Source organism: Roseospira navarrensis, assembly GCF_009601025.1.
Lineage (GTDB): Bacteria > Pseudomonadota > Alphaproteobacteria > Rhodospirillales > Rhodospirillaceae > Rhodospira > Rhodospira navarrensis.
Genome location: NZ_WIVE01000002.1, coordinates 76,062 through 97,664, shown reverse-complemented (window position 1 = coordinate 97,664; position 21,603 = coordinate 76,062). Strand labels below are relative to the sequence as shown.

Annotated in this window: 24 protein-coding genes; 6 read left to right on the top strand and 18 right to left on the bottom strand. The window is 69.1% G+C overall.

What is annotated here, in order from left to right:
* Positions 1-29: 29 nt before the first annotated feature.
* The 4 genes from GHC57_RS01655 to GHC57_RS01640 all read right to left on the bottom strand — a co-directional run bounded on the left by GHC57_RS01655 (position 30) and on the right by GHC57_RS01640 (position 2,868).
* Positions 30-185, bottom strand: a complete 156-nt coding sequence (locus GHC57_RS01655) for an entericidin A/B family lipoprotein (protein WP_153340486.1) — start codon at positions 183-185, stop codon at positions 30-32.
* Between the two features lie 72 nt (positions 186-257).
* Positions 258-1,691: a sensor histidine kinase gene (locus tag GHC57_RS20375; RefSeq protein WP_211369098.1), complete on the bottom strand. Its 1,434-nt coding sequence runs from the start codon at positions 1,689-1,691 to the stop codon at positions 258-260.
* Positions 1,688-2,359 (bottom strand): response regulator transcription factor, encoded by a 672-nt coding sequence (locus GHC57_RS01645; protein WP_153340484.1) that lies wholly within the window; start codon positions 2,357-2,359, stop codon positions 1,688-1,690. The genes GHC57_RS20375 and GHC57_RS01645 overlap by 4 nt, the downstream gene beginning before the upstream one ends.
* The gene (locus GHC57_RS01640) at positions 2,359-2,868 is read right to left on the bottom strand and encodes a PepSY domain-containing protein (protein ID WP_153340482.1); all 510 of its coding nucleotides are present in this window, start codon (positions 2,866-2,868) and stop codon (positions 2,359-2,361) included. Before GHC57_RS01640 ends, GHC57_RS01645 begins: the two co-directional genes overlap by 1 nt.
* A gap of 172 nt (positions 2,869-3,040) precedes the next feature.
* Here GHC57_RS01640 and GHC57_RS19260 point away from each other — a divergent pair, with 172 nt between their 5' ends.
* Positions 3,041-3,346 carry a PepSY domain-containing protein gene (locus GHC57_RS19260; RefSeq protein WP_170294617.1) on the top strand — a complete coding sequence of 102 codons (306 nt, stop codon included), beginning with the start codon at positions 3,041-3,043 and terminating at the stop codon, positions 3,344-3,346.
* 46 nt (positions 3,347-3,392) lie between these two features.
* On the top strand, positions 3,393-4,094 hold the full coding sequence (locus GHC57_RS01630) for a cytochrome b/b6 domain-containing protein (RefSeq protein WP_153340478.1): 702 nt from the start codon (positions 3,393-3,395) through the stop codon (positions 4,092-4,094).
* A 204-nt stretch (positions 4,095-4,298) separates the two neighbouring features.
* On the opposite strand, the gene GHC57_RS01625 is transcribed toward GHC57_RS01630, so the two are convergent.
* Both GHC57_RS01625 and GHC57_RS01620 read right to left on the bottom strand, forming a co-directional pair.
* Positions 4,299-5,207 (bottom strand): isocitrate lyase/PEP mutase family protein, encoded by a 909-nt coding sequence (locus GHC57_RS01625; protein WP_153340476.1) that lies wholly within the window; start codon positions 5,205-5,207, stop codon positions 4,299-4,301.
* Between the two features lie 82 nt (positions 5,208-5,289).
* Positions 5,290-5,634, bottom strand: a complete 345-nt coding sequence (locus GHC57_RS01620) for a BolA family protein (protein WP_153340474.1) — start codon at positions 5,632-5,634, stop codon at positions 5,290-5,292.
* A gap of 366 nt (positions 5,635-6,000) precedes the next feature.
* Here GHC57_RS01620 and GHC57_RS01615 point away from each other — a divergent pair, with 366 nt between their 5' ends.
* Together GHC57_RS01615 and cobS are read left to right on the top strand one after the other, a co-directional pair.
* Positions 6,001-6,474 (top strand): J domain-containing protein, encoded by a 474-nt coding sequence (locus GHC57_RS01615; RefSeq protein WP_246152061.1) that lies wholly within the window; start codon positions 6,001-6,003, stop codon positions 6,472-6,474.
* Between the two features lie 78 nt (positions 6,475-6,552).
* On the top strand, positions 6,553-7,539 hold the full coding sequence (gene cobS, locus GHC57_RS01610) for a cobaltochelatase subunit CobS (protein ID WP_153340469.1): 987 nt from the start codon (positions 6,553-6,555) through the stop codon (positions 7,537-7,539).
* Positions 7,540-7,623: 84 nt separating this feature from the next.
* Here cobS and GHC57_RS01605 read toward each other — a convergent pair whose 3' ends face one another.
* On the bottom strand, positions 7,624-7,917 hold the full coding sequence (locus GHC57_RS01605; protein WP_153340467.1) for a DUF4282 domain-containing protein: 294 nt from the start codon (positions 7,915-7,917) through the stop codon (positions 7,624-7,626).
* Between the two features lie 124 nt (positions 7,918-8,041).
* Here GHC57_RS01605 and GHC57_RS01600 point away from each other — a divergent pair, with 124 nt between their 5' ends.
* Positions 8,042-8,851 (top strand): DNA polymerase beta superfamily protein, encoded by an 810-nt coding sequence (locus GHC57_RS01600; protein ID WP_170294616.1) that lies wholly within the window; start codon positions 8,042-8,044, stop codon positions 8,849-8,851.
* Between the two features lie 19 nt (positions 8,852-8,870).
* On the opposite strand, the gene GHC57_RS19445 is transcribed toward GHC57_RS01600, so the two are convergent.
* The 8 genes from GHC57_RS19445 to GHC57_RS01560 all read right to left on the bottom strand — a co-directional run bounded on the left by GHC57_RS19445 (position 8,871) and on the right by GHC57_RS01560 (position 16,528).
* The gene (locus GHC57_RS19445; protein ID WP_211369097.1) at positions 8,871-9,155 is read right to left on the bottom strand and encodes a hypothetical protein; all 285 of its coding nucleotides are present in this window, start codon (positions 9,153-9,155) and stop codon (positions 8,871-8,873) included.
* Between the two features lie 38 nt (positions 9,156-9,193).
* A complete protein-coding gene (locus GHC57_RS01590; RefSeq protein ID WP_153340463.1) occupies positions 9,194-10,021 on the bottom strand; it encodes an MBL fold metallo-hydrolase in 828 nt (275 codons plus the stop codon).
* Between the two features lie 104 nt (positions 10,022-10,125).
* Positions 10,126-10,902: an SDR family oxidoreductase gene (locus tag GHC57_RS01585; protein WP_153340461.1), complete on the bottom strand. Its 777-nt coding sequence runs from the start codon at positions 10,900-10,902 to the stop codon at positions 10,126-10,128.
* A 48-nt stretch (positions 10,903-10,950) separates the two neighbouring features.
* On the bottom strand, positions 10,951-11,952 hold the full coding sequence (locus GHC57_RS01580; protein WP_153340459.1) for a C45 family autoproteolytic acyltransferase/hydrolase: 1,002 nt from the start codon (positions 11,950-11,952) through the stop codon (positions 10,951-10,953).
* A 40-nt stretch (positions 11,953-11,992) separates the two neighbouring features.
* Entirely contained in the window at positions 11,993-12,847 is an 855-nt protein-coding gene (locus GHC57_RS01575; RefSeq protein ID WP_153340457.1) for an ABC transporter permease, read from the bottom strand.
* 24 nt (positions 12,848-12,871) lie between these two features.
* Positions 12,872-14,149, bottom strand: coding sequence for an ABC transporter permease (locus tag GHC57_RS01570; protein WP_153340454.1), 1,278 nt, complete (start codon positions 14,147-14,149; stop codon positions 12,872-12,874).
* Between the two features lie 121 nt (positions 14,150-14,270).
* The gene (locus GHC57_RS01565) at positions 14,271-15,371 is read right to left on the bottom strand and encodes a polyamine ABC transporter substrate-binding protein (RefSeq protein ID WP_153340452.1); all 1,101 of its coding nucleotides are present in this window, start codon (positions 15,369-15,371) and stop codon (positions 14,271-14,273) included.
* A gap of 65 nt (positions 15,372-15,436) precedes the next feature.
* The gene (locus tag GHC57_RS01560) at positions 15,437-16,528 is read right to left on the bottom strand and encodes an ABC transporter ATP-binding protein (RefSeq protein WP_153340450.1); all 1,092 of its coding nucleotides are present in this window, start codon (positions 16,526-16,528) and stop codon (positions 15,437-15,439) included.
* Between the two features lie 477 nt (positions 16,529-17,005).
* Here GHC57_RS01560 and GHC57_RS01555 point away from each other — a divergent pair, with 477 nt between their 5' ends.
* Entirely contained in the window at positions 17,006-17,734 is a 729-nt protein-coding gene (locus GHC57_RS01555) for an N-acetylmuramoyl-L-alanine amidase family protein (RefSeq protein ID WP_170294615.1), read from the top strand.
* Positions 17,735-17,746: 12 nt separating this feature from the next.
* Here the strand turns inward: GHC57_RS01555 and GHC57_RS01550 are convergent, their stop codons facing one another.
* Genes GHC57_RS01550 through GHC57_RS01540 form a run of 3 tightly spaced genes read right to left on the bottom strand, consistent with a single transcriptional unit; the run spans position 17,747 to position 21,337 of the window.
* Complete coding sequence (locus tag GHC57_RS01550; RefSeq protein WP_170294614.1) at positions 17,747-18,499, bottom strand: ATP-binding cassette domain-containing protein; 753 nt, start codon at positions 18,497-18,499, stop codon at positions 17,747-17,749.
* Positions 18,496-19,971: an EAL domain-containing protein gene (locus GHC57_RS01545; RefSeq protein ID WP_153340446.1), complete on the bottom strand. Its 1,476-nt coding sequence runs from the start codon at positions 19,969-19,971 to the stop codon at positions 18,496-18,498. Before GHC57_RS01545 ends, GHC57_RS01550 begins: the two co-directional genes overlap by 4 nt.
* The gene (locus GHC57_RS01540) at positions 19,964-21,337 is read right to left on the bottom strand and encodes an EAL domain-containing protein (RefSeq protein ID WP_153340444.1); all 1,374 of its coding nucleotides are present in this window, start codon (positions 21,335-21,337) and stop codon (positions 19,964-19,966) included. Before GHC57_RS01540 ends, GHC57_RS01545 begins: the two co-directional genes overlap by 8 nt.
* Positions 21,338-21,603 lie beyond the last annotated feature (266 nt).

The following is a 21,603-nucleotide window of genomic DNA, read 5'->3' as shown; positions in this document are numbered from 1 at the left end:
GCGCCTGACCGGCCGGGGCCATCCCGCAATCACAGCTTCTCGCGCACGTCCCGCGCCGTGTCGGAGATGACCTCGCCGCCTTTCTCGATGTCCTTGCCCATGCCTTCGATAGTGCTGCAGGCGGACAGGGCGGCGGCGCAGGTCAGGACCAGCAGCAGAAGGGCGGCGGGGCGTCGTCGGGTCATGGGTGTCTCGTGGATGATGAGGACAGGGGAAGAGTCAACGGTCCCTGTCAATTATCGCCAGAATATGGCGCGTCAAGGCGTTCCGCCGCGCCTTCGCATCGCCTGTTCATGAGCGGCCTGCCGAACAGGCAGCGTGACCACGGCGGCGAGGCCGCCAGACGGCGCCGCCTCCAGCGTCAGGGTCCCACCCCAGGCGGCCAGGATGTCCTGCGCGATGGCCAGGCCCAGACCACTGCCCGCCGACGCCATGTCCAGGCGCACCCCGCGATCGAGCACCGTAGACCGCATGTCGGCCGGAATGCCGGGTCCGTCGTCCAGCACCCGCAGCACCACGCCGCTGTCGGCCGCCGCGCCCTCGATCCGGATGTGTCCGGCGGCATGGCGGGCCGCATTGTCGATCAGGTTGCCCAGAACCTCGGTCAGGTCGTCCGCGTCCATGCGCGCCGTCAGATCGTCCGGCACGGCGCTGTCCCACTGCAGACGAGCGCCGTCGGGCGCCCGCCGCACAACGTTGACCACTCGGCGCACCACCTCCGCCGGCCGGCACCGGCTGTCCACCACGCCGGCGGCGAGGCGGGCGCGGGCCAGTTCGCGTTCGACGTGCCGGCGCATGCTGGTCGCGACCTGCTGGATCTCGTCCGCCACGGCGGTTTCGCCCTGGTTTCGCAGGCGGTCCACGTCGCCGGCGAGCACCTGCAGCGGGGTCTTCAGGCCGTGCGCCAGATCGGCGGCGCGGGCGCGGGCGCGCACAACGTCTCCCTCGCGGGCGGTCAGCAGCGCGTCAACCTCGGTCGCCAGCGGCATCACCTCGCTCGGGAAATCGGAGCCCAGGCGGCTGGCCGTTCCCGACCGGATGGCGTTGATTCGGGCCCGGATGGCGGCGAGCGGCCGCAGGCCCACGGTGATCTGGATCGCGCTCGCGCCGATCAGCATTAGGGCGAGCACCCCCAGATAGGGCAGCAGATCGCGCGCGAAATGGGCGGTCGCCGCGCGCAGGTCGGCGCGGTCCAGCGCCACCACCGTGCGCACCCGGGTCCCGCCCAGGCGCTCCGGCAACTGCACCATGCGTTCCAGCGTCAGCAGCGAGGCCCCGAGCGGCCCCGTGATGACATGCTCGTGCACCTGGCCGTCCGCCAGATCGTCCTGGAGCACCGGCAGCCGGGCATCCCAAAGCGAGCGCGAGCGCAGCACCCAGGGGTCCGCATTGGTGCGATGGTCGCTTTCCACCTGCCAGTACAGCCCGGACAGAGGGCGGCCGAAACGCGGGTCGGCCGGCGTCTGGCTGAGATTGACACGGCCGGTCTCGGGATCGCGGTCCAGGCTGGCGATGATCTGGTCCAGATGCACCGAGAGTTCGGCGACGGCCCGGCGCTCCACGTGGCGCTCGAACACCAGCGTCATGCCGGCCCAGGCGAGGGCGAGGGCGATCAGGATGGACAGCGCCCCCACCGCCAGCAGGCGCAGGCGCAGCGAGCGGCGCCACCCAAAGACGCCGAGTTGCCTCACGACGGGTCGTCTCCGCCCGCCAGCGTGTAGCCGAACCCGCGCCGGGTCTCGATGATCCCGGGACCCAGCTTGCGGCGCAGGCGCGCGACGACCGCTTCCAGGGCGTTGATTTCGCGGGAGTCGTCGTCGCCGTACAGGTGATCCAGCAGTTCGGGCGGCGGCACCACGCGCGCGCGCTGGTGGACCAGATAGGCCAGCAACCGATATTCCAGCGGCGAGACGGACACCGGCGCCCCATCCACCGCCACCGACAGGGTACGCGTGTCCACGGACAGACGGCCGGCGCGCAGCACCGTCGAGCCGTGGCCCGAGGCCCGCCGGATGAGGGCGCGGGCGCGGGCCAGCAGTTCTTCCATCTGGAAGGGTTTCGGCAGGTAGTCGTCCGCGCCGGCGTCGATCCCCTCCACGCGCTCGGTCCAGTTGCCGCGCGCGGTCAGAACCAGAACGGGCGTCTCGCGGCCGCCGGTCCGCCAGCGTTTGAGCACGCTGAGCCCGTCCATGCCCGGCAGACCCAGGTCCAGGACGATCAGGTCATAGTCCTCGGTGTCGCCCAGGAACCACGCCTCCTCGCCGTCGCCGCAAGTTTCGACCCGGTAGCCGGCGGACTCCAGGGCGCGGGCCGTGTCCTGTGCAATGCGGGCATCGTCCTCGACGACCAGAACGCGCATCAGTCGTCCTCGACCTTCACGATGGCGCCGGAGGCGGCGTCCACATAGACCTCGCGCAGGCGGCCGTTTGGCGTGACCACCTTGATTTCGTACACGTACCGCCCGTCCTCGCGCTCGAACTCGGTGTCGATCATGCGGCCGCCCAGGTGGGGCGAGACGATGGCCATGATCTCCACCAGCGAGCGGATCTCTCCGGCTTCCAGCAGCCGGCGGGCGAGGTCGTGATCGTGTCCGTCGCCGTGACGGTTCGGACGGGCATCGCCACGGCGGTCGTCGCCGCGCCGATATCCGTCGTCGTCATCGTGGTCGTCATCATCATCGTCGTGGTCGCGATGGATGTAGCCGTCGTCATAGCCGGTGTCGCCGGACCTATACCCGGTGCCGGCGTCGGCCAGGGCGGGCGTGTGGGCCAGGCAGGCCAGCAGGACCACGGCGCCGGGCAGCGTCAGCCGGCCGGGACGGATCGGGCGGCGCAGGGTCCGCCGGGCGGTGAGGGGTGTGTAGCGCATGGCGGCATCCTCGCCGATCGCCGCTGACAGGACGCTGACGGGCGCTATCAGGTCCCTGTCAGGGGCGGTGTGGCAGGGTGCCGATCGTGACGCGGCCATGTCCCGAACCCGTCCCCCAGAAAAAGGGCGCGTCGCGCCGACTGGATCATGCATCGCGGAAGGAGACGCACCCATGCGCAACACGCTTGTCGGCCTGACGGCCGTCATGGCCCTGTCGGGCGCGATCACCGCGTCCGCCCTGGCCGCCGAACCCGCCCTGATCGGCACCGACGCCCCGCGTTCCGAGTGGCTGAGCGTGGGGCAGGCCGCCAATCTTCTGACCAGCCAGGGATACGACGTGCTGGAGATCCGGACGGACGCCGGAGTCTACGAGATCCGGGCCTATGACGCCAAGGGCGAGCACATCGAGGCCTTCGTCGATCCCATGAACGGCAAGGTGCTGATGAAGAAGCGGGGACACGGCGCCCCCCGCCCATGACCCCGGGCGGGTCCCACACACTTGTTTCGCAGGAGAACACAACACCATGTCCACAGCCTCCGCCGACCCAACCACGTCCGACTCCGACCCCACCCCCAACGGCCGCACCGTCAGGGTCTGGGACCCGGTCGTCCGCATCGGACACTGGGTTCTGGTGGCCGGATTCCTGATCTGCTACCTGACCGAAGGCGAGCCGGAGTGGCTGCACAACTGGTCCGGCTATGCCGTGGCCGCCGTCGTGGTGCTGCGCATCGTCTGGGGTGTCGTCGGCACCAAGCACGCCCGCTTCAGCGATTTCGTGCGCGGCCCCGGCGCGGCCCTGGAGTACCTGAAGGGAACCGTCAGCGGTGCCGGCAAACGATACCTGGGCCACAACCCGGCCGCCGGTCTGATGGCGCTCGCCCTGCTGACCTCGATCGGGATCACGGCCTTCACCGGCATGGCGATGATCGCCGAAGAGGGCCGGGGGCCGCTGGCGTCGTTCATCGGCCCGCAGGCGGCTGTTGAAATGCAGGTGGTCTCGCCGGCGCTGGCCGATGATGACGAGCATGAATACGGCGAGCACGGCGAAGGGGGCGAGGGCGCCGGCGAGGGCGCCGGCGAGCAGTGGGAGGAGATCCACGAACTCTTCGCCAACATCACCCTCGGCCTGATGGTCCTGCACATCCTGGGTGTGCTGGTCAGCAGCATGGCCCACAACGAGAACCTGGTGCGCGCGATGATCGACGGCCGCAAGCGGGCGTCTTAATCCGGCGCGTCTTGAACCGACCTCAAGCCGGGCGGGAGTTGGACTCCCGCCCGGACCGCTTTTTCCCTGGTCCGGGGTGCCTTCGCAACCGCCGGGGCTTCTGACGGGTGAGTCCTTCGGCGACTCCGGCTGGTCCCGATCCGGACGGGGGTGAAACCCCCGTCCGGCAGGGCGCGCGATGATCGATGGCCGCAAGCGGACGTCTTAATCCGGCGCGTCTTGACCGTGACGCCGAAGGAGATCCTCGGAGAAATCCAGCACGGCCTGCTCGCGCGCCCGCAGCGCGGGCAGGCCGACCAGGTCGGCGAAGCCCTCGAAGTCCGTCATGCGGTCCAGCCATCCTTCCGTCGTGCCGGTCTCGCGCAACTCGGCGAACAGGCCCCGCAGGGTGTCCACGACGGCGTACAGCGCGCCGACCGGATGCGCGACGAGCGCATAGCCGATCGCCTCCAGCTCGTCCGCCGGCAGCAGCGGCGTCAGGCCGGTTTCCAGGGTGTTGGCCATGCAGGGTCCGTTGACCTCGGCGCAGATGCGGCGCATGTCCGCGATGGTGCGGGGGGCCTCCACGAACAGCAGGTCCGCGCCGGCCTCGCGGTACAGGTTGGCGCGCTCGATGGCCGCATCCAGCCCCTCGACCGCCAGCGCATCGGTCCGGGCCATCACCACGAAATCGGAGTCCTGGCGGGCATCGAGAACGGCCTTCAGCTTGGGCAGGAACTCGGCTGCCGGCACCACGTCCTTGCCCGCCATGTGGCCGCAGCGCTTGGGGAACACCTGATCCTCGATGAACACGCCGGCGAGGCCCGCGCGCTCGTAGGCCCGCATGGCGCGGGCGGCATTGGTGGCGTTGCCGAAGCCCGTGTCCATGTCGCCGAAGACGGGAATCTCCACGGAATCGCACAGCCGGGCGTAATGGTCCGCGAACTCGCTCATGGTGAGCTGCGACGTGTCCGGCTGGCCCAGGTGGGTGGCCGTCGCCGCATAGCCGCCGCAGGTGATGGCGTCGAACCCCGCCTCTGCCGCGAGGCGTGCGCTCAAGGGATCGTAGACCCCGGGCATGACGAGGATGCGGTCGGCCTCGACCAGACGGCGGAAACGGGTGGTGCGGCGCATGGGTCCTCCGAAGCGGGCGCGGGCGGGTCAACGGCGAAGCCCGCCACGCTATCCAATGCGCCGCCCCGGGGGAAGTGGCGGGTTACGCCCCCGGCTTGTCGGCTTCCGCCGGGGTGCGCGCCTTGATGGCCAGGGCGTGCACGCGCTCGCGCAACTCATCCGCCAGCAGCGCATTGACCATGCGGTGGCGGTCCACGCGGGACTTGCCCTCAAAGGCGGCCGAGACGATGTCCACGCGGAAGTGGGTCTCGCCCTGGTCGTCGATCGGCGCGTGGCCGTGGTCCCCGCCCTGGGTCGCCAGCGCGGCCATGCGCGGGCCGTGGTGGGCGTGCTTGCGGGAGTCGTCCTCGATGTGCAGCGACACGGGGGCGAGCCCCTCGGTAAGCTTGGCTCGGATCCGTGTCTGATAGGGGCCCTGCGTGGTCATGTCCTCTCCGTCCGTCTGCCCTGCGCACGGTGCGCGGCGTGTGCTCTTCCGGGCATATGGCGGGCGGATCGGGCGGGATCAAGCGCGGGGTCCTGCGAGGGACGGGCGCCGGGCGAGGTCGGCGCGGCGGCCCGGCTTGTCAGCGGCCCGGGCGAGCCCCATAGTAGACGGACCATGGCCGCATATGGACGGAAATCGGGTGCCCAGGGCGCCACTGCCGCACGGCGTCGACGGCTGGATCCGGTCCCCGATCTTGAGGAGTTCCTCGATCGGTCGGGACCAGGGGCCGGGCCGCCGCAGGACCCGGTGTGCGACGTGCCCGGCTGTGGCGAGCCGGGCGAACATCGCGCCCCCAAGGATCGCACGTTGAGCAGCTACTTCCGGTTCTGCCTGGAGCACGTGCGGGCCTACAACAAGGCGTGGAACTACTACGCCGGCATGAGCGAAGCGGAGATCGAGGCCCAGTTGCGGACCTCGACCATCTGGGACCGCCCGACCTGGCGCATGGGCGGAACGGGACACGGCGTCGGGCAGGATCCGCGCCGGTTCTCGCCGGAATACCTGCGCGATCCGCTCGGCATCTTCGCGGCCGCCCGCGAGGCCGAACGCCGCCGCGAGCACGAGGCCGCGAGCCCCTTCGCCCGCGACAGCAAGGAGACCCGGGCGCTGGGCGAACTGGAACTGACCTGGCCGGTCTCCCGCGAGGACCTGCGCGCCCGTTACCGCGTGCTGGTGAAGCGCTATCACCCCGACGCCAACAACGGCGCCAAGGAGGCCGAGGAGCGCTTCAAGCGCATCAGCGAGGCCTATCGGGTGCTGCTGCCGCTGGTGTCGGCGTAGGCCGCTTTCCGGTTTCCTCCCCGGCGGCTCATGGATTACTCTCCGCCCACTTTCGATTCCGTGACACGAGGACATTCTATGGACATCCAGGCCGAACCCCTCCTGGACAAGCCCGACACGACGGTCTCGGTCCGCGAGGCCTTCGGCATCGACTCGGACATGACCGTGCCGGCCTTTTCCCGCCGCACGGAGCATGTGCCGGACGTGGATCCGAACTACCGCTTCGACCGGGACACGACCCTGACGATCATCGCCGGCTTCGCGCATAACCGGCGCGTCATGATCCAGGGCTACCACGGCACGGGCAAGTCCACCCACATCGAGCAGGTGGCCGCGCGCCTGAACTGGCCGTGCATCCGCGTGAACCTGGACAGCCACGTCAGCCGCATCGATCTGGTGGGCAAGGACGCCATCGTGCTGCGCGACGGCCTGCAGGTGACCGAGTTCCGCGAAGGCATCCTGCCCTGGGCGCTGCAGCATGCCTGCGCGCTGGTGTTCGACGAGTACGACGCCGGCCGGCCGGACGTGATGTTCGTGATCCAGCGCGTGCTGGAGGTGGAGGGCCGCCTCACCCTGCTCGACCAGAACAAGGTGATCCGCCCGCACCCGTCGTTCCGCCTGTTCGCGACCGCGAACACCGTGGGCCTGGGCGACACCACGGGCCTTTATCACGGCACCCAGCAGATCAACCAGGGCCAGATGGACCGCTGGAACATCGTCGCGACCCTGAACTATCTGGAGCACGACGCCGAGGTGGAGATCTCGGCGGCCAAACAGCCGCAGTACGACACGCCGGAGGGCCGCAAGACCCTGAGCCAGATGGTCGCGGTCGCGGATCTGACCCGCAACGGCTTCATCAATGGCGACATTTCCACCGTCATGAGCCCGCGCACGGTCCTGACCTGGGCCGAGAACGCCACCATCTTCGGCGATCTGGCGTTCGCCTTCCGGGTCACGTTCCTGAACAAGTGCGACGAGACCGAACGGGCGCTGATCGCCGAGTACTATCAGCGCTGCTTTGGGGCCGAACTGAAGGAAAGCGCCGCGAACCTGACGGTGACCTGAGCGACCGGCGATCCGGGCGCATCCGGCGCGGCGCCGCCGCCAAAAGCCCGGATCCTGATGGGTCAGGATCCGGGCACAATGGCTTCAAAGTCGTTGGCCGCCGGACTTGGTCTTGCCGTGCACCAGGGCGTCGTGGATCTGGAAGAAGGCGATCACGCCTTCGACACCCACGCGCACGAACACGATGCCCAGGAACGTGCCGACTACGGCCGCGATCAGCATGCCGAGCGCCTGGATGAAGCTGCTTCCGAGCATGCTCAGGGCCACGACGATCTGGACCACGCCTGACACGGCGACGACAACAAGCAGCACGTAATAGATGAACTTGATGACCGTCGGCGTGATGAACGAATCGAAACTGATGAAGCTTTTGACCATGCCGCTGTCCCCCTCATGAGTGGCGCACGCCCGCAAACCGGCGGCGTTGCGCCGGTGGAACGAGAAGTCTAGCGGCCCGGCCCGGAATCGCAAGCCGTGGGCGGTCCGTCAGGATGAATTGATCGTGACCGAGTTGGACGACCACCATGATCGCATTCTTGCGCGCCTGACGGACATTGAGGCCGAGGAAGGGGTGCGCATCCTCTATGCCGTGGAGTCGGGAAGCCGTGCCTGGGGTTTCCCCTCGCTGGACAGCGACTACGATGTCCGGTTCGTCTATGCGCACCCGGTGGAGTGGTACCTGTCGCTCGATCCGGGTCGCGATGTGATCGAGCGGCCCCTTGACCCGGATTTGATTGATCTGGCCGGGTGGGACGTTCGCAAGGCGTTGCGGCTGCTGCTGAAATCCAACCCGGCTCTATCGGAGTGGCTGCGCTCGCCGATTGTCTATCGGGACGACGGGGCGTTTCGACCTGCCGCCCGCGCGCTGTTCGACCAGTGCGGCGACCGCAGCACGCTGGCGCGGGCCTACGCCAGCATGGCCTGGACGAACTGGCGTGCGTATCTCGGGGATCGCACCGAGGTTCGCCCGAAAAAATATTTCTATGCGATCCGGCCCTGTCTCTGCCTGCTGTGGATCGCGGAGACCGCCGTGCCACCGCCCATGGCCCTGGCGTCCCTGCTGGCTGACCTTGACGTCCCGGAGTCCGTGCGCTCGGCCATTGCCGATCTGCAGGCCGCCAAGGCGCTCACGTCGGAACTGGGCAGAGAGCCTCGCGTGCCCGTCCTGGACGACTGGATCAAGGCGGTGCTGGATCAGGGCATTCCCGACCGGGTGGGGACGTCCGGCCCCAATAGGTCGGTGCTCGGCCGGGCCGAGGCCGAGGCGCTGTTCCGGGTGACCATCGGCCACGTTCCCACGCCTGGTGGCTGATCCTGCGGCAGGCCAGGGATCAATCGCCGCCGCCGCCATCGCCGCCGCCATCGCCGCCGCCATCCCCATCCCCATCGCCGTCGTCATCATCGTCGTCCGGGTCGCGCCAGGATCCGCGCGCCCAGGCGCGGCGCTGGGTCTCGTCCTCCCAGTTCGGATTGTCGGCCCAGGCGAGATGGGCGGAGGGGTTCCGCGCCCGAGGCCGGCTGCGGCGGAGCGCCTTCGTGGCGATACCCATGAGGACGATCGCGAACAGGGCTGGGAGCAGATAAGTCTCAAGGACTTGCAGCAGGATGCACGCCATGGTCAGGGTTCTCCCTGGTGGAGCCGGCGACAGATCCTTCAGGGGCGCAACGTCAGTTCCATGCCGTCGCGCGCCACCAACGCGTGGGTCCAGCGCTGCCGGACCTCGTCTTCCAGACGCCCCATGAAGGCGTCGTCATGCTCCGGTTCGTGGTGGAACACCGCCAGCCGCTTGGCCCCGGCCATCCGGCACAGGCGGATGCCCTCCTGCCAGGTGGAATGGCCCCAGCCGATCTTGGCCCCGAACTCCTCGTCCGTGTACGTACTGTCGTAGATCACGAGGTCCGCGCCCTCGATCAGGTGCAGCACATTGCGGTCCGGCTGGTTGGGCACGTGTTCCGTGTCGGTGATGTAGCAGATGGCCAGCCCGGCGTATTCCAGCCGATAGCCGGTGGCGCCGTTCGGGTGGTTGAGCGGCGCCGTGGCGACATGCACCGCATCTTCGAGCACGAAGGTATCCCAGGGCTGGAAGTCCCGGAAGGTCATGCGGCTGTTCATGGAATCCAGCGGCACGGGGAACATGGGGTCCGCCATGCTGGTGGAGAACAGACGGCGGATGCCCCCGTTGTGGGAGACGTGGCCGGCCATGATGTCCAGCGAGAAATCGGCGCGATAGGCGGGGGCGAAGAACGGGAAGCCGATGATGTGATCCCAGTGCGTGTGGGTCATCAGCAGGGTGCCCTGGGTGATGCCCCGCGCCAGCCAGGACTTGCCGAGCAGCCGCAGCCCGGTGCCCGCATCCAGGATGATGTGTCGCCCGTCCAGGACGACCTCGACGCAACTGGTGTTGCCGCCATAGACGACATGGTCGGGAGATGGGCACGGGACGCTGCCGCGGACCCCCCAGAATTTCACCCAGCATCCCATTCCGCGTCGTCCTGACCGAGTCCCGAGGGCAGGAGGTATTCCCCCGATGCCGTATCACGATACGCGATCGGGTCATGGATTGGCAATCTGGGCTTTCGGCCGGGTTACCGGCCCCCGGTGACGTCGATGGTGGTGCCTGTGACGTAGGACGCCGCCGGCGACAGCAGCCAGACGACGGCCTCCGCCACTTCCTCGGCCGATCCGGCCCGGCCGATGGGGACGGCGGGTCCCAGCCGGGCCAGCCGGTCCGGCGCGCCCGCCGCCGCGTGGATGCCGGTCTCGATCAGCCCGGGTGCAACGCCGTTGACGCGGATGCCCTCGTCGGCGACCTCCCGGGCCAGCCCCACGGTCAGGGAGTCGATGGCGCCCTTGGTGGCGGCATAGGCCACCAGTTCGCCCGGCCCGCCCAGCCGCGCCGCCGCCGAGGAGATATTGACGATCGCGCCGCCCGCACCGCCCCGCGCCGTGGACAGGCGGCGCACGGCCTCGCGCGCGCACAGGATCGCGCCGGTCACGTTCACCGCCACGAGGCGTTCAAGGTCGGCGGTCTTTAGGTCCGCCACCCGGGACACGGGCCCCGTGATGCCGGCGTTGTTGACCAGCCCCGTGATGGGGCCGAGCCGGTCGGCGGCGAAGGTGAACAGGGCGGGAATGTCGGCCTCGACCGTGACCTCGCAGTGGACCGCCTGGGCGTGGCCGCCGGCGGCGGCGATGTCGCGGGCCACCGCCTCGGCCCCTTGGGAGTCCTGGCTATAGGCCACCGCGACGGCCCAGCCGTCGCGCGCCGCCCGTCTGGCCACGGCCGCGCCGATGCCGCGGCTGCCTCCCGTGACGATCAGCGTGCCCTTGTGTCCGCTGGTATCCGGCCCGTTGGAGGACATGGCGGCGTTCCTTTCCCGCTGCGCAGCCGATCTCCAACCATCGCGGAGTTACGGGCTCTGGACAAGACCTGCGTCAATCTGCAGGTCCGCGGCCGTCACGGTGGCGACCAGCCGCCCCAGGATGTTTTCGCCGTCCGGGTCGGCCGGATCGGTGCGCCGGATGGGCAGGGCGGGGTCCGCCCGGTCGTCGAGCACACCGCGCAGGTGGTCCGAGGTCGGGCGCGCGGGCCAGGTCCTGAGGAGGGTCTCGGCGCGCGTCTGACGGGCGGCGGACGAGGGCGTGACCACCTGATCCACGGGACGGCTCCACAGCGCGTGGTTGGCGTGGGCGAAGGCCGCCGGGCCCGGATCGCACGCACAGCCCTCGGCGGCGGTCTCCACGCCCAGCAGGCCCTCGCCCGGGCGGGCCAGAAGGTGATGATAGGCGCCGGCGATCGGGCCGTTTTCCAGGAGGGACCGCGCCTCGGCCAGGGTGTGGGCCGCGAGCGCGGCGCGGGCGCGCAGGATGCGGGGCACCCCCAGGCCCGGACGGCCGGCGCGGATGTTGTTGATGGTCATGACCAGCCCGGCGTCGGTCCAGGTGAAGGCGTGGCCGGGCAGCGAGCCCGGGTAGCAGAACGCGGTGAAGGCGGGCGCGCCGTCGGGCTCGATCCGGGCCAGGAAGACAGCGTCGCGAAGCGTGGGGTCGCCGTCCTCGTTGTGGGCCAGCAGGCCGCCGCCGGCCCCGTCCCGCCACGCGACGGTCGTGCAGCCCTCGGCACCCGCGTCGGGTGGGGCGGGCCAGAGCACGCCCGGCAGGTCGCCCCGGCACATCCAGGCGAACACCTCGGGGAAGGGCAGGGCGAGGCCCTCGGCCAGTCCCGCGACCTCGGCCAGGGCGGCGGGCGTGTGGGTGCGCGCGGCGGCCTCCAGCGCGGCCAGCCGGTCCGAGCCGACGAAGGCCGCACAGGCCGTGAACGCGCGCGAGGGCTTAATGCGACGGTGAAAGGCGTTTACTCCCGCCACCCCCAGCGCCCGGCCGATGGCGGCCGGATCGCCGGCGGTGTGCAAGGTCGGTCCGTCCCCGGTGGCCTCGATCAACGCCAATGCCTCACCCCGGGCTCAGGCCCCGCAGTCGCTCGCCGCGGCGCCGCAGCAGTTCCAGCGTCACCAGCAGCAGCACGGACACGCAGATCAGCAGCGTGGCCACGGCCAGGATGGTGGGACTGATCTGCTCGCGGATGCCGGCCCACATCTGGCGCGGGATGGTGCGTTCCTCGAACCCGGCCAGGAAGAGCACCACCACCACCTCGTCGAAGCTGGTGATGAAGGCGAACAGCGCGCCCGACACCATCCCCGGCATGATGAGCGGCATGGTGATGTTGAAGAAGGTGTAGGTCGGCGTGGCCCCCAGACTGCTGGAGGCGCGGATCAGGTTGGTGTCGAACCCCGACAGGGTGGCGGTCACGGTGATGACCACGAAAGGCGTGCCCAGCGCGGTGTGGGCCAGGATGATGCCGGGCAGCGTCTGGGCCAACCCGACGTCGGAATAGAAGAAGTACATGCCGGCCGCCGTGATGATGAGCGGCACGATCATGGGCGAGATCAGGATGCCCATGAACAGGTTGCGCGCCGGCATGTGCGCGCGGCTCAGGCCCAGGGCGGCCAGGGTGCCCAGGGCGGTGGCCAGGATGGTCGCGCAGATGCCGACGATGAAGCTGTTCTTCATCGAGTGCAGCCACTGTTCGTTCTCGATGATGTCCCGGTACCAGCGCAGGGAATAGGCTTCGCTGTCGAAGGCGAGCATGCCCTTGGTGAAGGTGAAATAGGGTTCGGCGTTGAACGACAACGGCACGATCACAAGGATCGGCATGATGAGGAAGAACAGGATCAGGCCGCACAGCACGCGGAAGGCGTAGTACCAGAACCGTTCCAGCGGGCCGGCATAGGGGGGCAGGGCGCTCATGGTGGTGTCTCCTCCCGTCCTGTCCTATCCGAACTTCATCTTGTCCACGCCGATCAGGCGGTTGTACAGCCAGTACAGCACCAGCACGCCCAGCAGCAGCAAGGCCCCCAGGGCGGCGGCCAGCCCCCAGTTGAGCGACTTCTGCATGTGATAGGCGATGAAGTTGGAAATCAGCTGCCCGGTGCGGCCGCCGACCAGGGCCGGGGTGATGTAGTAGCCCACCGACAGGATGAACACGAGGATCGAGCCGGCGCCGATCCCCGGCAGGGTCTGCGGCACATACACGTCCCAGAAGGCGCGCGGCGGCGTGGCTCCCAGCGAGCGCGCGGCCCGCATGTGGCTGGGCGAGATGGTCTTCATCACCGAATAGATCGGCAGCACCATGAACGGCAGCAGAATGTGCGTCATGGCGATGATGGTGCCGAGCTGGTTGTAGATCATCTGGACGCGGCCCTCATCCGAGAGGATGCCGATCCAGACCATGATGTCGTTGAGCACACCCTCGGTCTGCAGCAACACGATCCATGACGTCGTGCGCACCAGCAGCGAGGTCCAGAAGGGCAGCAGCACCAGGATCATGAGGATGTTGGACTGCCGCATGGGCAGGGTGGCGAGCAGGTAGGCCACCGGGAAGCCGAGCGCCACGCACAGCACCGTGACCAGGCCGCTGATCCACATGGTGCGGACGAACATCTTCACGTAGATCTGTTCGTATTCGGGCTGTTCGACAATGTTGCCCTGCCAGTCGTAGCGCAGGTCCAGCGCCGCCAGAAAGAACGACAGCGTGTAGCGCGGGGCGGCGTTCTGGATGATGCCCCAGGTCTCGGGCTGGCCCCATCGCTCATCGATGGCGATGAAGGCGTCCTTCCAGGGCGGCTCGGCGCGGTGGGCGATGTTGCGCGCGGTCTTGGTGATGAGGCTGCGCAGGCCGCCCTGCTCGTAGTTCAGGCGGGTGCCGACCTTGGCGATCTCCCGGACCTTGTACTGCTGGATCATCTCCTCGGCGAGCACGTCGAACACGGCATCGTCGGGGACGCTCTCGCCGTCCCAGGTCTCGTTCAGCAGGGCGACGGTGCGGGGGATCTGCTCCTGGATCACGGGGTTGTCCACGGCCCGGAACAGCATCATGCCGATGGGCGCCAGGAACGTGACCAGGATGAACAAAAACAGTGGCAGGACAAGGCCAAGCGCGACCATCTTCTGACGCCGGTTGACCCGGCGCAGGGTGGTCTTCAGCGGGACGCCGTCGTTGGTGCGGAGAATGCCGTCATCGGGCGGGGCGGCGGACTCGGCGGTGGCCATGGCGATGTCCCTCGGGGTCGGGATCGGGCGAAGCAAGGGGGATCGGCGGACGAACCGAACCGTCCCGGGGCGGCGATGGGCGCGCGCGCCCCGGGGTCGGCCGGATGTGCGGACGGGACGCTTACTGCGCCAGCCAGGCGTTGAAGCGCTCGTTCAGCTCATCCGCGTGGTCGGCCCAGAACAGGAAGTCGTTCTGCAGCGCGTACTGGAAGTTCTCCGGCGCCGTCGGCATGTGCGGGCCCATTTCGATGCCGGCCTCGGCGTGCTTGCCGATCAGCGGCACGGAGGACTGGCGGGCCGGGCCGTAGGAGATCCACTCGGCCTGGGCGGCGAGCTGCTCGGTCCGGGTGGCGAACTTGATGAACTCCCAGGCCAGTTCCTTGTTCGGGGCGTCCTTGGGGATCACGAACAGGTCCAGGTCCCAGACCTGGCCGTGCCAGACGATCTTGAACGGCTTCTCTTCGACCGCGATGGCGTTGAAGATGCGGCCGTTGTAGGCCGTGGCCATGGACACCTCGCCATCGGCGAGCATCTGCGGCGGCTGCGCGCCGGTCTCCCACCACACCACGTCGTCCTTGATGCGGTCCAGCACGGCGAAGGCGCGGTCCACGCCCTCGGGCGTCGAAAGCACGTCATAGACCTCAGCCGGGGGTACGCCGTCGGCCATCAGCGCCATTTCCAGGTTCGCCTTGGCGGTCTTGCGCAGGCCGCGCTTCCCGGGGAAGTTCTCGACGTCGAACAGGTCGGCGATGGTGGTCGGTGGATTGTCCGGGAACTGGGTCTCGTCGTAGGCGTAGATGTTGGTCCAGATGATCGAGGCCACGGCGCAGGCGTGCAGGGTGCCCTCGATGAAGTCCTCCTGGGCCGGGGTGCCGTCGGCGGCCGGCGGCAGGTCGTCGAGGTCGACCAGCTCCAGAAGGCCCTCGTCGCACAGGCGCACGGCGTCTGACAGTTCCACGTCCACCACGTCCCAGGTGACGTTGCCGGATTCCACCTGGGCCTTCACCGGGGCCACGTTGCCGTCGTAGTCGATGGAGTTGATGTTGTGGCCGGTCTCCGCCATCCAGGGGTTGTGGTAGGCCTCCACCTGGCTCTTGGTGTAGGCGCCGCCCCAGGAGACGACGTTCAGGTCCTCGGCCTGCGCGTTACCGGCCGCCGCGGCGATGGCCAGGGCGCAGGTCGCGGCGAGTGTGCCGCGCAGATGCTTCTTCAATTCGATCATGGATGACAGACTCCCTGTTCTTTGCTTGGTATGGGGTGGCACAGGCAGGGGAGGCCGGGGCCCGGTCAGGCGTCCAGCGCCCGGCAGTCCGAGGCGAACCACCCGATCTCGACCTGTTCACCCTGACGCAGATGCACGTGCCCGGCCCAGTTGGGCACCTTGACGATGAAGTCGTCGTGGCCGCACACCTTCATGCGCGAGCGGATATGGTCGCCCACGTAGATCACTTCGAGCACCTCGGCGGGGAGGATGTTGGGGGTCGTCCCGGCTCCAGGGTTGATCGAAACGCGTTCCGGCCGCAACGAAAGTTCGGTCCGGCCACCCACGCCCGTGGTCCGGACGTCGAGCGCGTGAATCACGTCGCCACTGTCGGCCCGCACCCGGCATTCCTGGCCATCCACGGCTTCCACCGTGCCGAGCAGCCGGTTGTTCTCGCCGATGAACTGGGCGACGAAGGAATTGCCCGGCTCCTCGTAGAGCGTCGAGGGCGCGGCAAGCTGCTGGATGATGCCGTCGTCGAACACGGCGATGCGGTCCGACATGGTCAGGGCCTCGGTCTGGTCGTGGGTCACGTAGACCATGGTCACGCCCAGGGTTTCGTGGATGTGTTTCAACTCGTACTGCATCTGCTCGCGCAGATTCTTGTCCAGGGCGCCCAGCGGCTCGTCGAGCAGCACCAGCGCCGGCTCGAACACCAGGGCGCGGGCCAGCGCAACACGCTGCTGCTGGCCGCCGGAGAGCTGCGCGGGCCGACGTCCGCCCAGGTGGCCCAGCTCCACCATGTCGAGCACCCGTCTGACGCGCCGGTGCATCTCGTCACGGCCCATGCCGCGCACCTTCAGGGGATAGCCGACGTTTTCGGCGACGCTCATGTGCGGGAACAGGGCGTAGTTCTGGAACACCATGCCGATGCCGCGCTTGTGCGGCGGCACGTTGCTGATCGGCACGCCGTCGAGGATGATTTCGCCGTGGGTCGGGCTTTCGAAGCCCGCGAGCATCATCAGGCAGGTGGTCTTGCCCGACCCGGAGGGGCCGAGCAGGGTCAGGAACTCCCCCTTCGCGATGTCGAGCTGGAGGTTCTTCACCACGAGGGTTTCGCCGTCGTAGCTTTTTTGAACGTCCATGAACCGAACGAACGGGTCGGTGATGTCCGCCATACGATCCTCGTCCTGTTCCCGGGAGCCGGCCGTCTGCAGGGGCGGCCTGCGCGGTCGCGGCGCGATGCGACCGGGCTCCATCTTTGTATTGAGGGCGACGTTAGCATGCTCTCTCAAAAAAACAACAGGCGCCTTTCGCGGGCGCAAATACTGCGACCCTGCCGCACATTAAAAATTTCGCACATGCACAAACTAGAGCGCCTGACCCGCCTATCGTTATTCCGAAAATATGCTGCGGCGTTTCACGTTGTTTTTCAAATGGGGGCAAGTTGAATGGGAAAGTCACTCCAAATCATGACCGTGATCCCAGGACGATTGCACGGGTTTCGACTTGCTCGGGCCGTAAAATGCATCCGGATTGGGCACGCTGCCTCCAGCATTGTTATGGTGTGCCTAAAAGGCGCGCAGGGCTGGCTCTCCGCCTTTCGAGCGGTCCTCCGCCGCCGAGACAGGGGGCACAGGCGCGCGGGGGCCGTGATGCTGCTCCTTGCGGCGGTCTTGGCGCCCGACTCGGTTGGGGCGGCGTGCGCACCCTCGGCCCTGACCGTGGCCGTGGACATCGGGCACGGCCCGGCGTCGCCTGGGGCCACCAGCGCGCGCGGGCGGTCCGAGCACGCCTTCAATCAGGAGCTGGCCGCGCGCGTGCGCGACCATCTGGTGAGTCGCGGGGTGGCCGCGCGGCTGGTGCTGACCGAGGCGGGCGGGGCCCCGGACCTGTGGGATCGCCCCCGGCTGGCGCGGGCCATGGGGGCGAACCTGCTGCTGTCGATCCATCATGACTCGGTGCAGCCGCAGTACCTGGAGCGCGGCGATCTGGAGGGGCGGCCGGCCCGCTTCAGTCGCCACGCGCAGGGTCATTCGCTGTTCGTTTCCAGCAAGAACCCGGCGTCAGACGCCAGCCTGGCCGCCGCCCGGGCCATCGGCCGGGCGCTGGCGGACTGGGGCCTTGCGCCCAGCCTGCACCATGCCGAACCGATCCCGGGAGAGAACCGGCCGCTGCTCGACAAGGCCCTGGGCATCCACGATTTCGCGGATCTGATCGTGCTCAAGACCGCGGCCATGCCGGCGGTTCTGGTCGAGGCGGGCGTGATCGTGCATCCGGAGGAGGAGACCCGGCTGCGCGATCCGTTCCATCAGGACATGCTGGCCGAGGCCATCGCGCGCGGCGTGCTGGAGGCCTGCCCGGTTCTGACCGGCCAGCCGTGACGCACAGGCCCGTCAGGCCAGCGGATCCGGGCGCCGCGCGATCTCGAGGAACACGTCCTCCAGGGTCCGCCGGCCGTAGCGGTCGATCAGCGCCCGCGGCGGTCCCTCGTCCTGGATCCGGCCGCCCTTCATGATGAACACGTCGTCGCACAGCCGCTCCACCTCGGCCATGTTGTGGGAGGCGAGGAAGATGGTCGCCCCGGTGCGCCGGCGCCAGCGGCTGAGGTGGTCGCGCACCCAGTCGCCCGTGTCCGGGTCCAGCGAGGCCGTGGGCTCGTCCAGCAGCAGCAACACCGGATCGTTCAACAGCGCCTTGGCCAGCGACACCCGCGTCTTCTGCCCCGCCGACAGCTTGCCCGCCGGGCGGCGCAGCAGGTCGGTCAGGTGGAGGTCCTCGGCCACCGTTTCGATGCGCTCGGGCAGGCGGGGAATGCCGTACAGGTGGCCATAGACCGTCAGGTTCTCGCGCACGGTCAGCCGGTGCGGCAGGTCCACATAGGGCGACGAAAAGTTCATGCGGGCCAGGGCCAGATGCCGCTCGTGCAGCATGTCGCGCCCCAGCACCCGCAGCGTGCCCGACGACGGCAGCAGCAACCCGACGATCATGGCAATCGTGGTGGTCTTCCCGGCGCCGTTGCCGCCCAGCAGCCCGACCGTGGAGTCCGCCGGCACGGCGAAGGTGATGTCGTTCACGGCGGTGACCGCTGACCCGCCCGAGGCCTCGAAGACCTTGGTCAGGCCCACGGCCTCGATGGCCGGGCTCACCGTCGGCGGTCCTGGGCCGGCGGGGCCTCGGCGTCGCTTACCAGGCGATCCACGTGATGGCCCTGGAACAGGGTGATGTCCAGGGACCGGCCCAGGGCGATCGCGGCCGGGTCGTCGCACCGGGCCAGGATGGTTCGCCCGTGCTCGCCGCGCCGCAGGCGCTCCGCCACACGCTGCCCGGTGGGGGTCTCCAACTGACGGGGCAGACCGGGGGTCCAGAACAGCTTGAGCAGGTCGATGCCCATGCGGTCCCGGTCCAGCATGGCGATGCGGTCCGGCGACAGGAAGTCCAGGCACAGCCGGTAGCCGCGCTGGTGCACGAAGTCGCGGGCGAAGGCGAAGGCTTCCAGGTCCGCGAACACGTCCTCGACCCGCACTTCCAGGATCACGGTGCCGTGGATGCCCGCCGACAGCACCTGCTCGAAGCGCAGGAAGTGCTCCGACAGGATGGTGGGAATGTTGATGTTGATGGCGATGCCGGTGCGGGCGAGCCGCCCGCCCTCCTGCATCAGCCAGGACAGCACGCGGTGATCCAGGATCTCGGTGAAGTGCAGGAACAGCCAGCGGTTGGCCGTGATGTCGATGGAGGGCGCAATCGTCTCCTGCAACGCCGGGATGGAGACGAACACCTCGCTGAACACCGGCTGCGGCGGAGCGCTGCCCACCAGGGCGCAGACCGGCTGGCGCCGCACGTGGTTGGACAGGTCCGCCCCGGCGATGCCGTTCTGAAGCCGGTCGAGGATTTCCAGGTCGATCGGTTTCAGGCGGCGCCCCTGGCTCTGCCCGGGTCGCTCCTGCCGTGTCCAACGGGCGTCGGGGCCGGTCGCCCGGAGCGGCGCGGCGGCCCCGGGCCCCGAGGCCAGGGGCGGCAGCAGCGCCGCCATCGCCCGTTCCGGGTCGAGGGCGGTGTCCGCGTCGTCCGACCCCGATGCCCCGGCCTCGCCCTCGGTCCCGAGCCCGAGGCGCTCGGCCCGGATCCTCTCGTCTTCCGCCGCCGCCTCCCGCGCGGCGGCCCGGACCGCGCCGCTGCCGCCGGACGGGCGGCCGCCTGCGCTGACCTCGGCCTCAAGGTCCTCGGCGAGGGCGCGCAGCCGAGAGAAGTCGTCCTCCAGCCGCCACCACTGCAGCAGAGGATTGTCCTCCTCCGCCGGGCCGGCGAAATACTCGTTCAGCGGGTCGTCGGGCACCAGGAAGCGAAGCCGGATCAGCAGCGCGCGCACCTCGTCCATGTGGTCCCGATGAAAGCTCAGGAGATAGTCGCTGTCCGGCAGGTGAAAGACGCGCACCTTGCCCGCCTGAATCATGGGCCGCAGGGCGGAATCCATCGCGCGCAGCACATCGTCCTCGCGATTGTCCGGGCGCAGTTCGGACAGCCGGAGGCGAAGGCAGCGCAGCCCGTAGTGAACATCGGCGATCTCTCGCACGTAGCTCGACAGCAGATAGCCGGAGCGGACGGCGGGGCTCTCAGACACGACGGGGGCCTCCGCTGGCAGGGCCGGACAGGGCGCGCAGGTGAGTCACGGCGGTTAGCTGCTTCGGGTTGGGGCAGGTGGTGCGGCTGCCGCCACAGGCGGCGCGCCGGCGCTCCACGCATTGGGTGAGGGTGCACAGGCCGCGCTTGGCGCAGGCGGCCATGGTGGTCGCGCCGAACACCTGGTCGATGAAGAACCCCTGAAAGATGCGGATGCCGTGCTTCAGGCCCCACATGACGGCGCGTTCGGTATCGACCCGCGACAGGACGAGCCGCTCCGGTCCCAGCGAGCGGATCACCACCTCGGGGTGGGGACCGTCCCAGCGGGCGGCGGGGTCGATCAGGTCATCGGTCCACAGCAGCTTCAGGTGGTCGATGGGCAGGCGGGCGGGGTTGATCATGGCCAGGGCGCGCGGATCCACCGCGTCCAGCGCCAGGGCGTGGCCGGCCGCGCGCAGCCGCTTCGCCGCCGCCGGCACCAGGTCCAGGTTGGTGAAGGTGTCGGTGACGCCGATTTCCGCGATGATGCGCGTGCCCGGCGGGACACCCTTCAGCAGCGGATCAAGCTGCGGCCCCACCAGCGTCTCCAGGGTCAGGTTGAGGCCGAGGGCGATGTCCCCCTCGGTCAGGCGCGGCAGCCCCCGGATGTTCGAGATGATGCGGGGGTCGAGCTGGCGGCAGACTTCCTGGAACAGCCAGCGGTTCCGCTTCACGTCCATGGTGGGGGCGCACTGGCGGCGCACCTCCGCCACCGAGACATAGAACTCCTCGCAGAACACCCGACCCAGCCGCTCGGAGTCGATGTGGACCATGGGCTGTCGCCGCACCAACTGGCGAATGTCCAGGGTCTCCAGGGCGCGGGTCAGATTGAGCAGGGGACGCGGGGTCGGCGCGGTGTCCGCCGGGGGCGGCTGGGTGCGCGTCAGCACGCGTTCGGAGGCGGTCGAGGCCGCGACCTTCGCCTCGACCCGGCGGCGCAGCAGGCTTGCGCCGGTCTCCAGGTCATAATGCACGATGAACAGCCGCTCGTCCGTCGGCGCGACGTCATCCACCAGGCGGCTGGCGGGATCGGCCCGGAACAGGGCGCGCACGCGCTCCGCGTGGGCCTCCAGCATCGACATCGGCACATCGCGACCAAGCACCACCAGGTCGCCGTCGGACAACAAGAAGACCTGGCAGCCCTGGCCCGTGACCAGCGGTTCGAACAGGTGGGCGGCCAGCCGCAGCCGGATGGGGTCGCGGTGCACCGGGCGCAGCCGCGACAGCGCCAGGAACACGGCGCGGCAGCCCTCCGGCGCCCGCTCCACCCGGTCCAGACCGTTCAGAAGACTCTGGTCCCCATGGACCAAGGTGTTGCCCGAACCCATATGTTACACTGCATCAAATGAGAGATGTTTCCGGCGGGGTCTTTACGCCGAGGCGGTACGGTAGCACAGGTCGAACACCGACCGCCAATTGAGATGGACACATCCGATTCCTCGGTCCGGTTCGGGGCTGGCGCCCGTGGGCGTCGCCGGGCGGGGCGACGAGGCAATGAACGTGGGGCGACCGGCCAGGGGAGGTCCGGCGCCCCGGTCAGGCGGAAAACCGCCGCCTGACCGGCGGTCGGGGCGTGGCCTGCTGCGGCGGGCCG

Bases quoted from the DNA above. Each gene is read 5' to 3' on its own strand.
- GHC57_RS01565 (WP_153340452.1), bottom strand. From the start codon at position 15,371: ATGATCGAATTGAAGAAGCATCTGCGCGGCACACTCGCCGCGACCTGC.
- GHC57_RS01640 (WP_153340482.1), bottom strand. From the start codon at position 2,868: ATGCGCTACACACCCCTCACCGCCCGGCGGACCCTGCGCCGCCCGATC.
- GHC57_RS01620 (WP_153340474.1), bottom strand. From the start codon at position 5,634: ATGACCACGCAGGGCCCCTATCAGACACGGATCCGAGCCAAGCTTACC.
- GHC57_RS19445 (WP_211369097.1), bottom strand. From the start codon at position 9,155: ATGGCGTGCATCCTGCTGCAAGTCCTTGAGACTTATCTGCTCCCAGCC.
- GHC57_RS01590 (WP_153340463.1), bottom strand. From the start codon at position 10,021: ATGGGATGCTGGGTGAAATTCTGGGGGGTCCGCGGCAGCGTCCCGTGC.
- GHC57_RS01570 (WP_153340454.1), bottom strand. From the start codon at position 14,149: ATGGCCACCGCCGAGTCCGCCGCCCCGCCCGATGACGGCATTCTCCGC.
- GHC57_RS01645 (WP_153340484.1), bottom strand. From the start codon at position 2,359: ATGCGCGTTCTGGTCGTCGAGGACGATGCCCGCATTGCACAGGACACG.
- GHC57_RS01540 (WP_153340444.1), bottom strand. From the start codon at position 21,337: ATGGGTTCGGGCAACACCTTGGTCCATGGGGACCAGAGTCTTCTGAAC.
- GHC57_RS01560 (WP_153340450.1), bottom strand. From the start codon at position 16,528: ATGGCGGACATCACCGACCCGTTCGTTCGGTTCATGGACGTTCAAAAA.
- GHC57_RS01575 (WP_153340457.1), bottom strand. From the start codon at position 12,847: ATGAGCGCCCTGCCCCCCTATGCCGGCCCGCTGGAACGGTTCTGGTAC.
- GHC57_RS01555 (WP_170294615.1), top strand. From the start codon at position 17,006: ATGCTGCTCCTTGCGGCGGTCTTGGCGCCCGACTCGGTTGGGGCGGCG.
- GHC57_RS01625 (WP_153340476.1), bottom strand. From the start codon at position 5,207: ATGCGCCGCACCACCCGTTTCCGCCGTCTGGTCGAGGCCGACCGCATC.
- GHC57_RS01655 (WP_153340486.1), bottom strand. From the start codon at position 185: ATGACCCGACGACGCCCCGCCGCCCTTCTGCTGCTGGTCCTGACCTGC.
- GHC57_RS01605 (WP_153340467.1), bottom strand. From the start codon at position 7,917: ATGGTCAAAAGCTTCATCAGTTTCGATTCGTTCATCACGCCGACGGTC.
- GHC57_RS01585 (WP_153340461.1), bottom strand. From the start codon at position 10,902: ATGTCCTCCAACGGGCCGGATACCAGCGGACACAAGGGCACGCTGATC.
- GHC57_RS19260 (WP_170294617.1), top strand. From the start codon at position 3,041: ATGCGCAACACGCTTGTCGGCCTGACGGCCGTCATGGCCCTGTCGGGC.
- GHC57_RS01630 (WP_153340478.1), top strand. From the start codon at position 3,393: ATGTCCACAGCCTCCGCCGACCCAACCACGTCCGACTCCGACCCCACC.
- cobS (WP_153340469.1), top strand. From the start codon at position 6,553: ATGGACATCCAGGCCGAACCCCTCCTGGACAAGCCCGACACGACGGTC.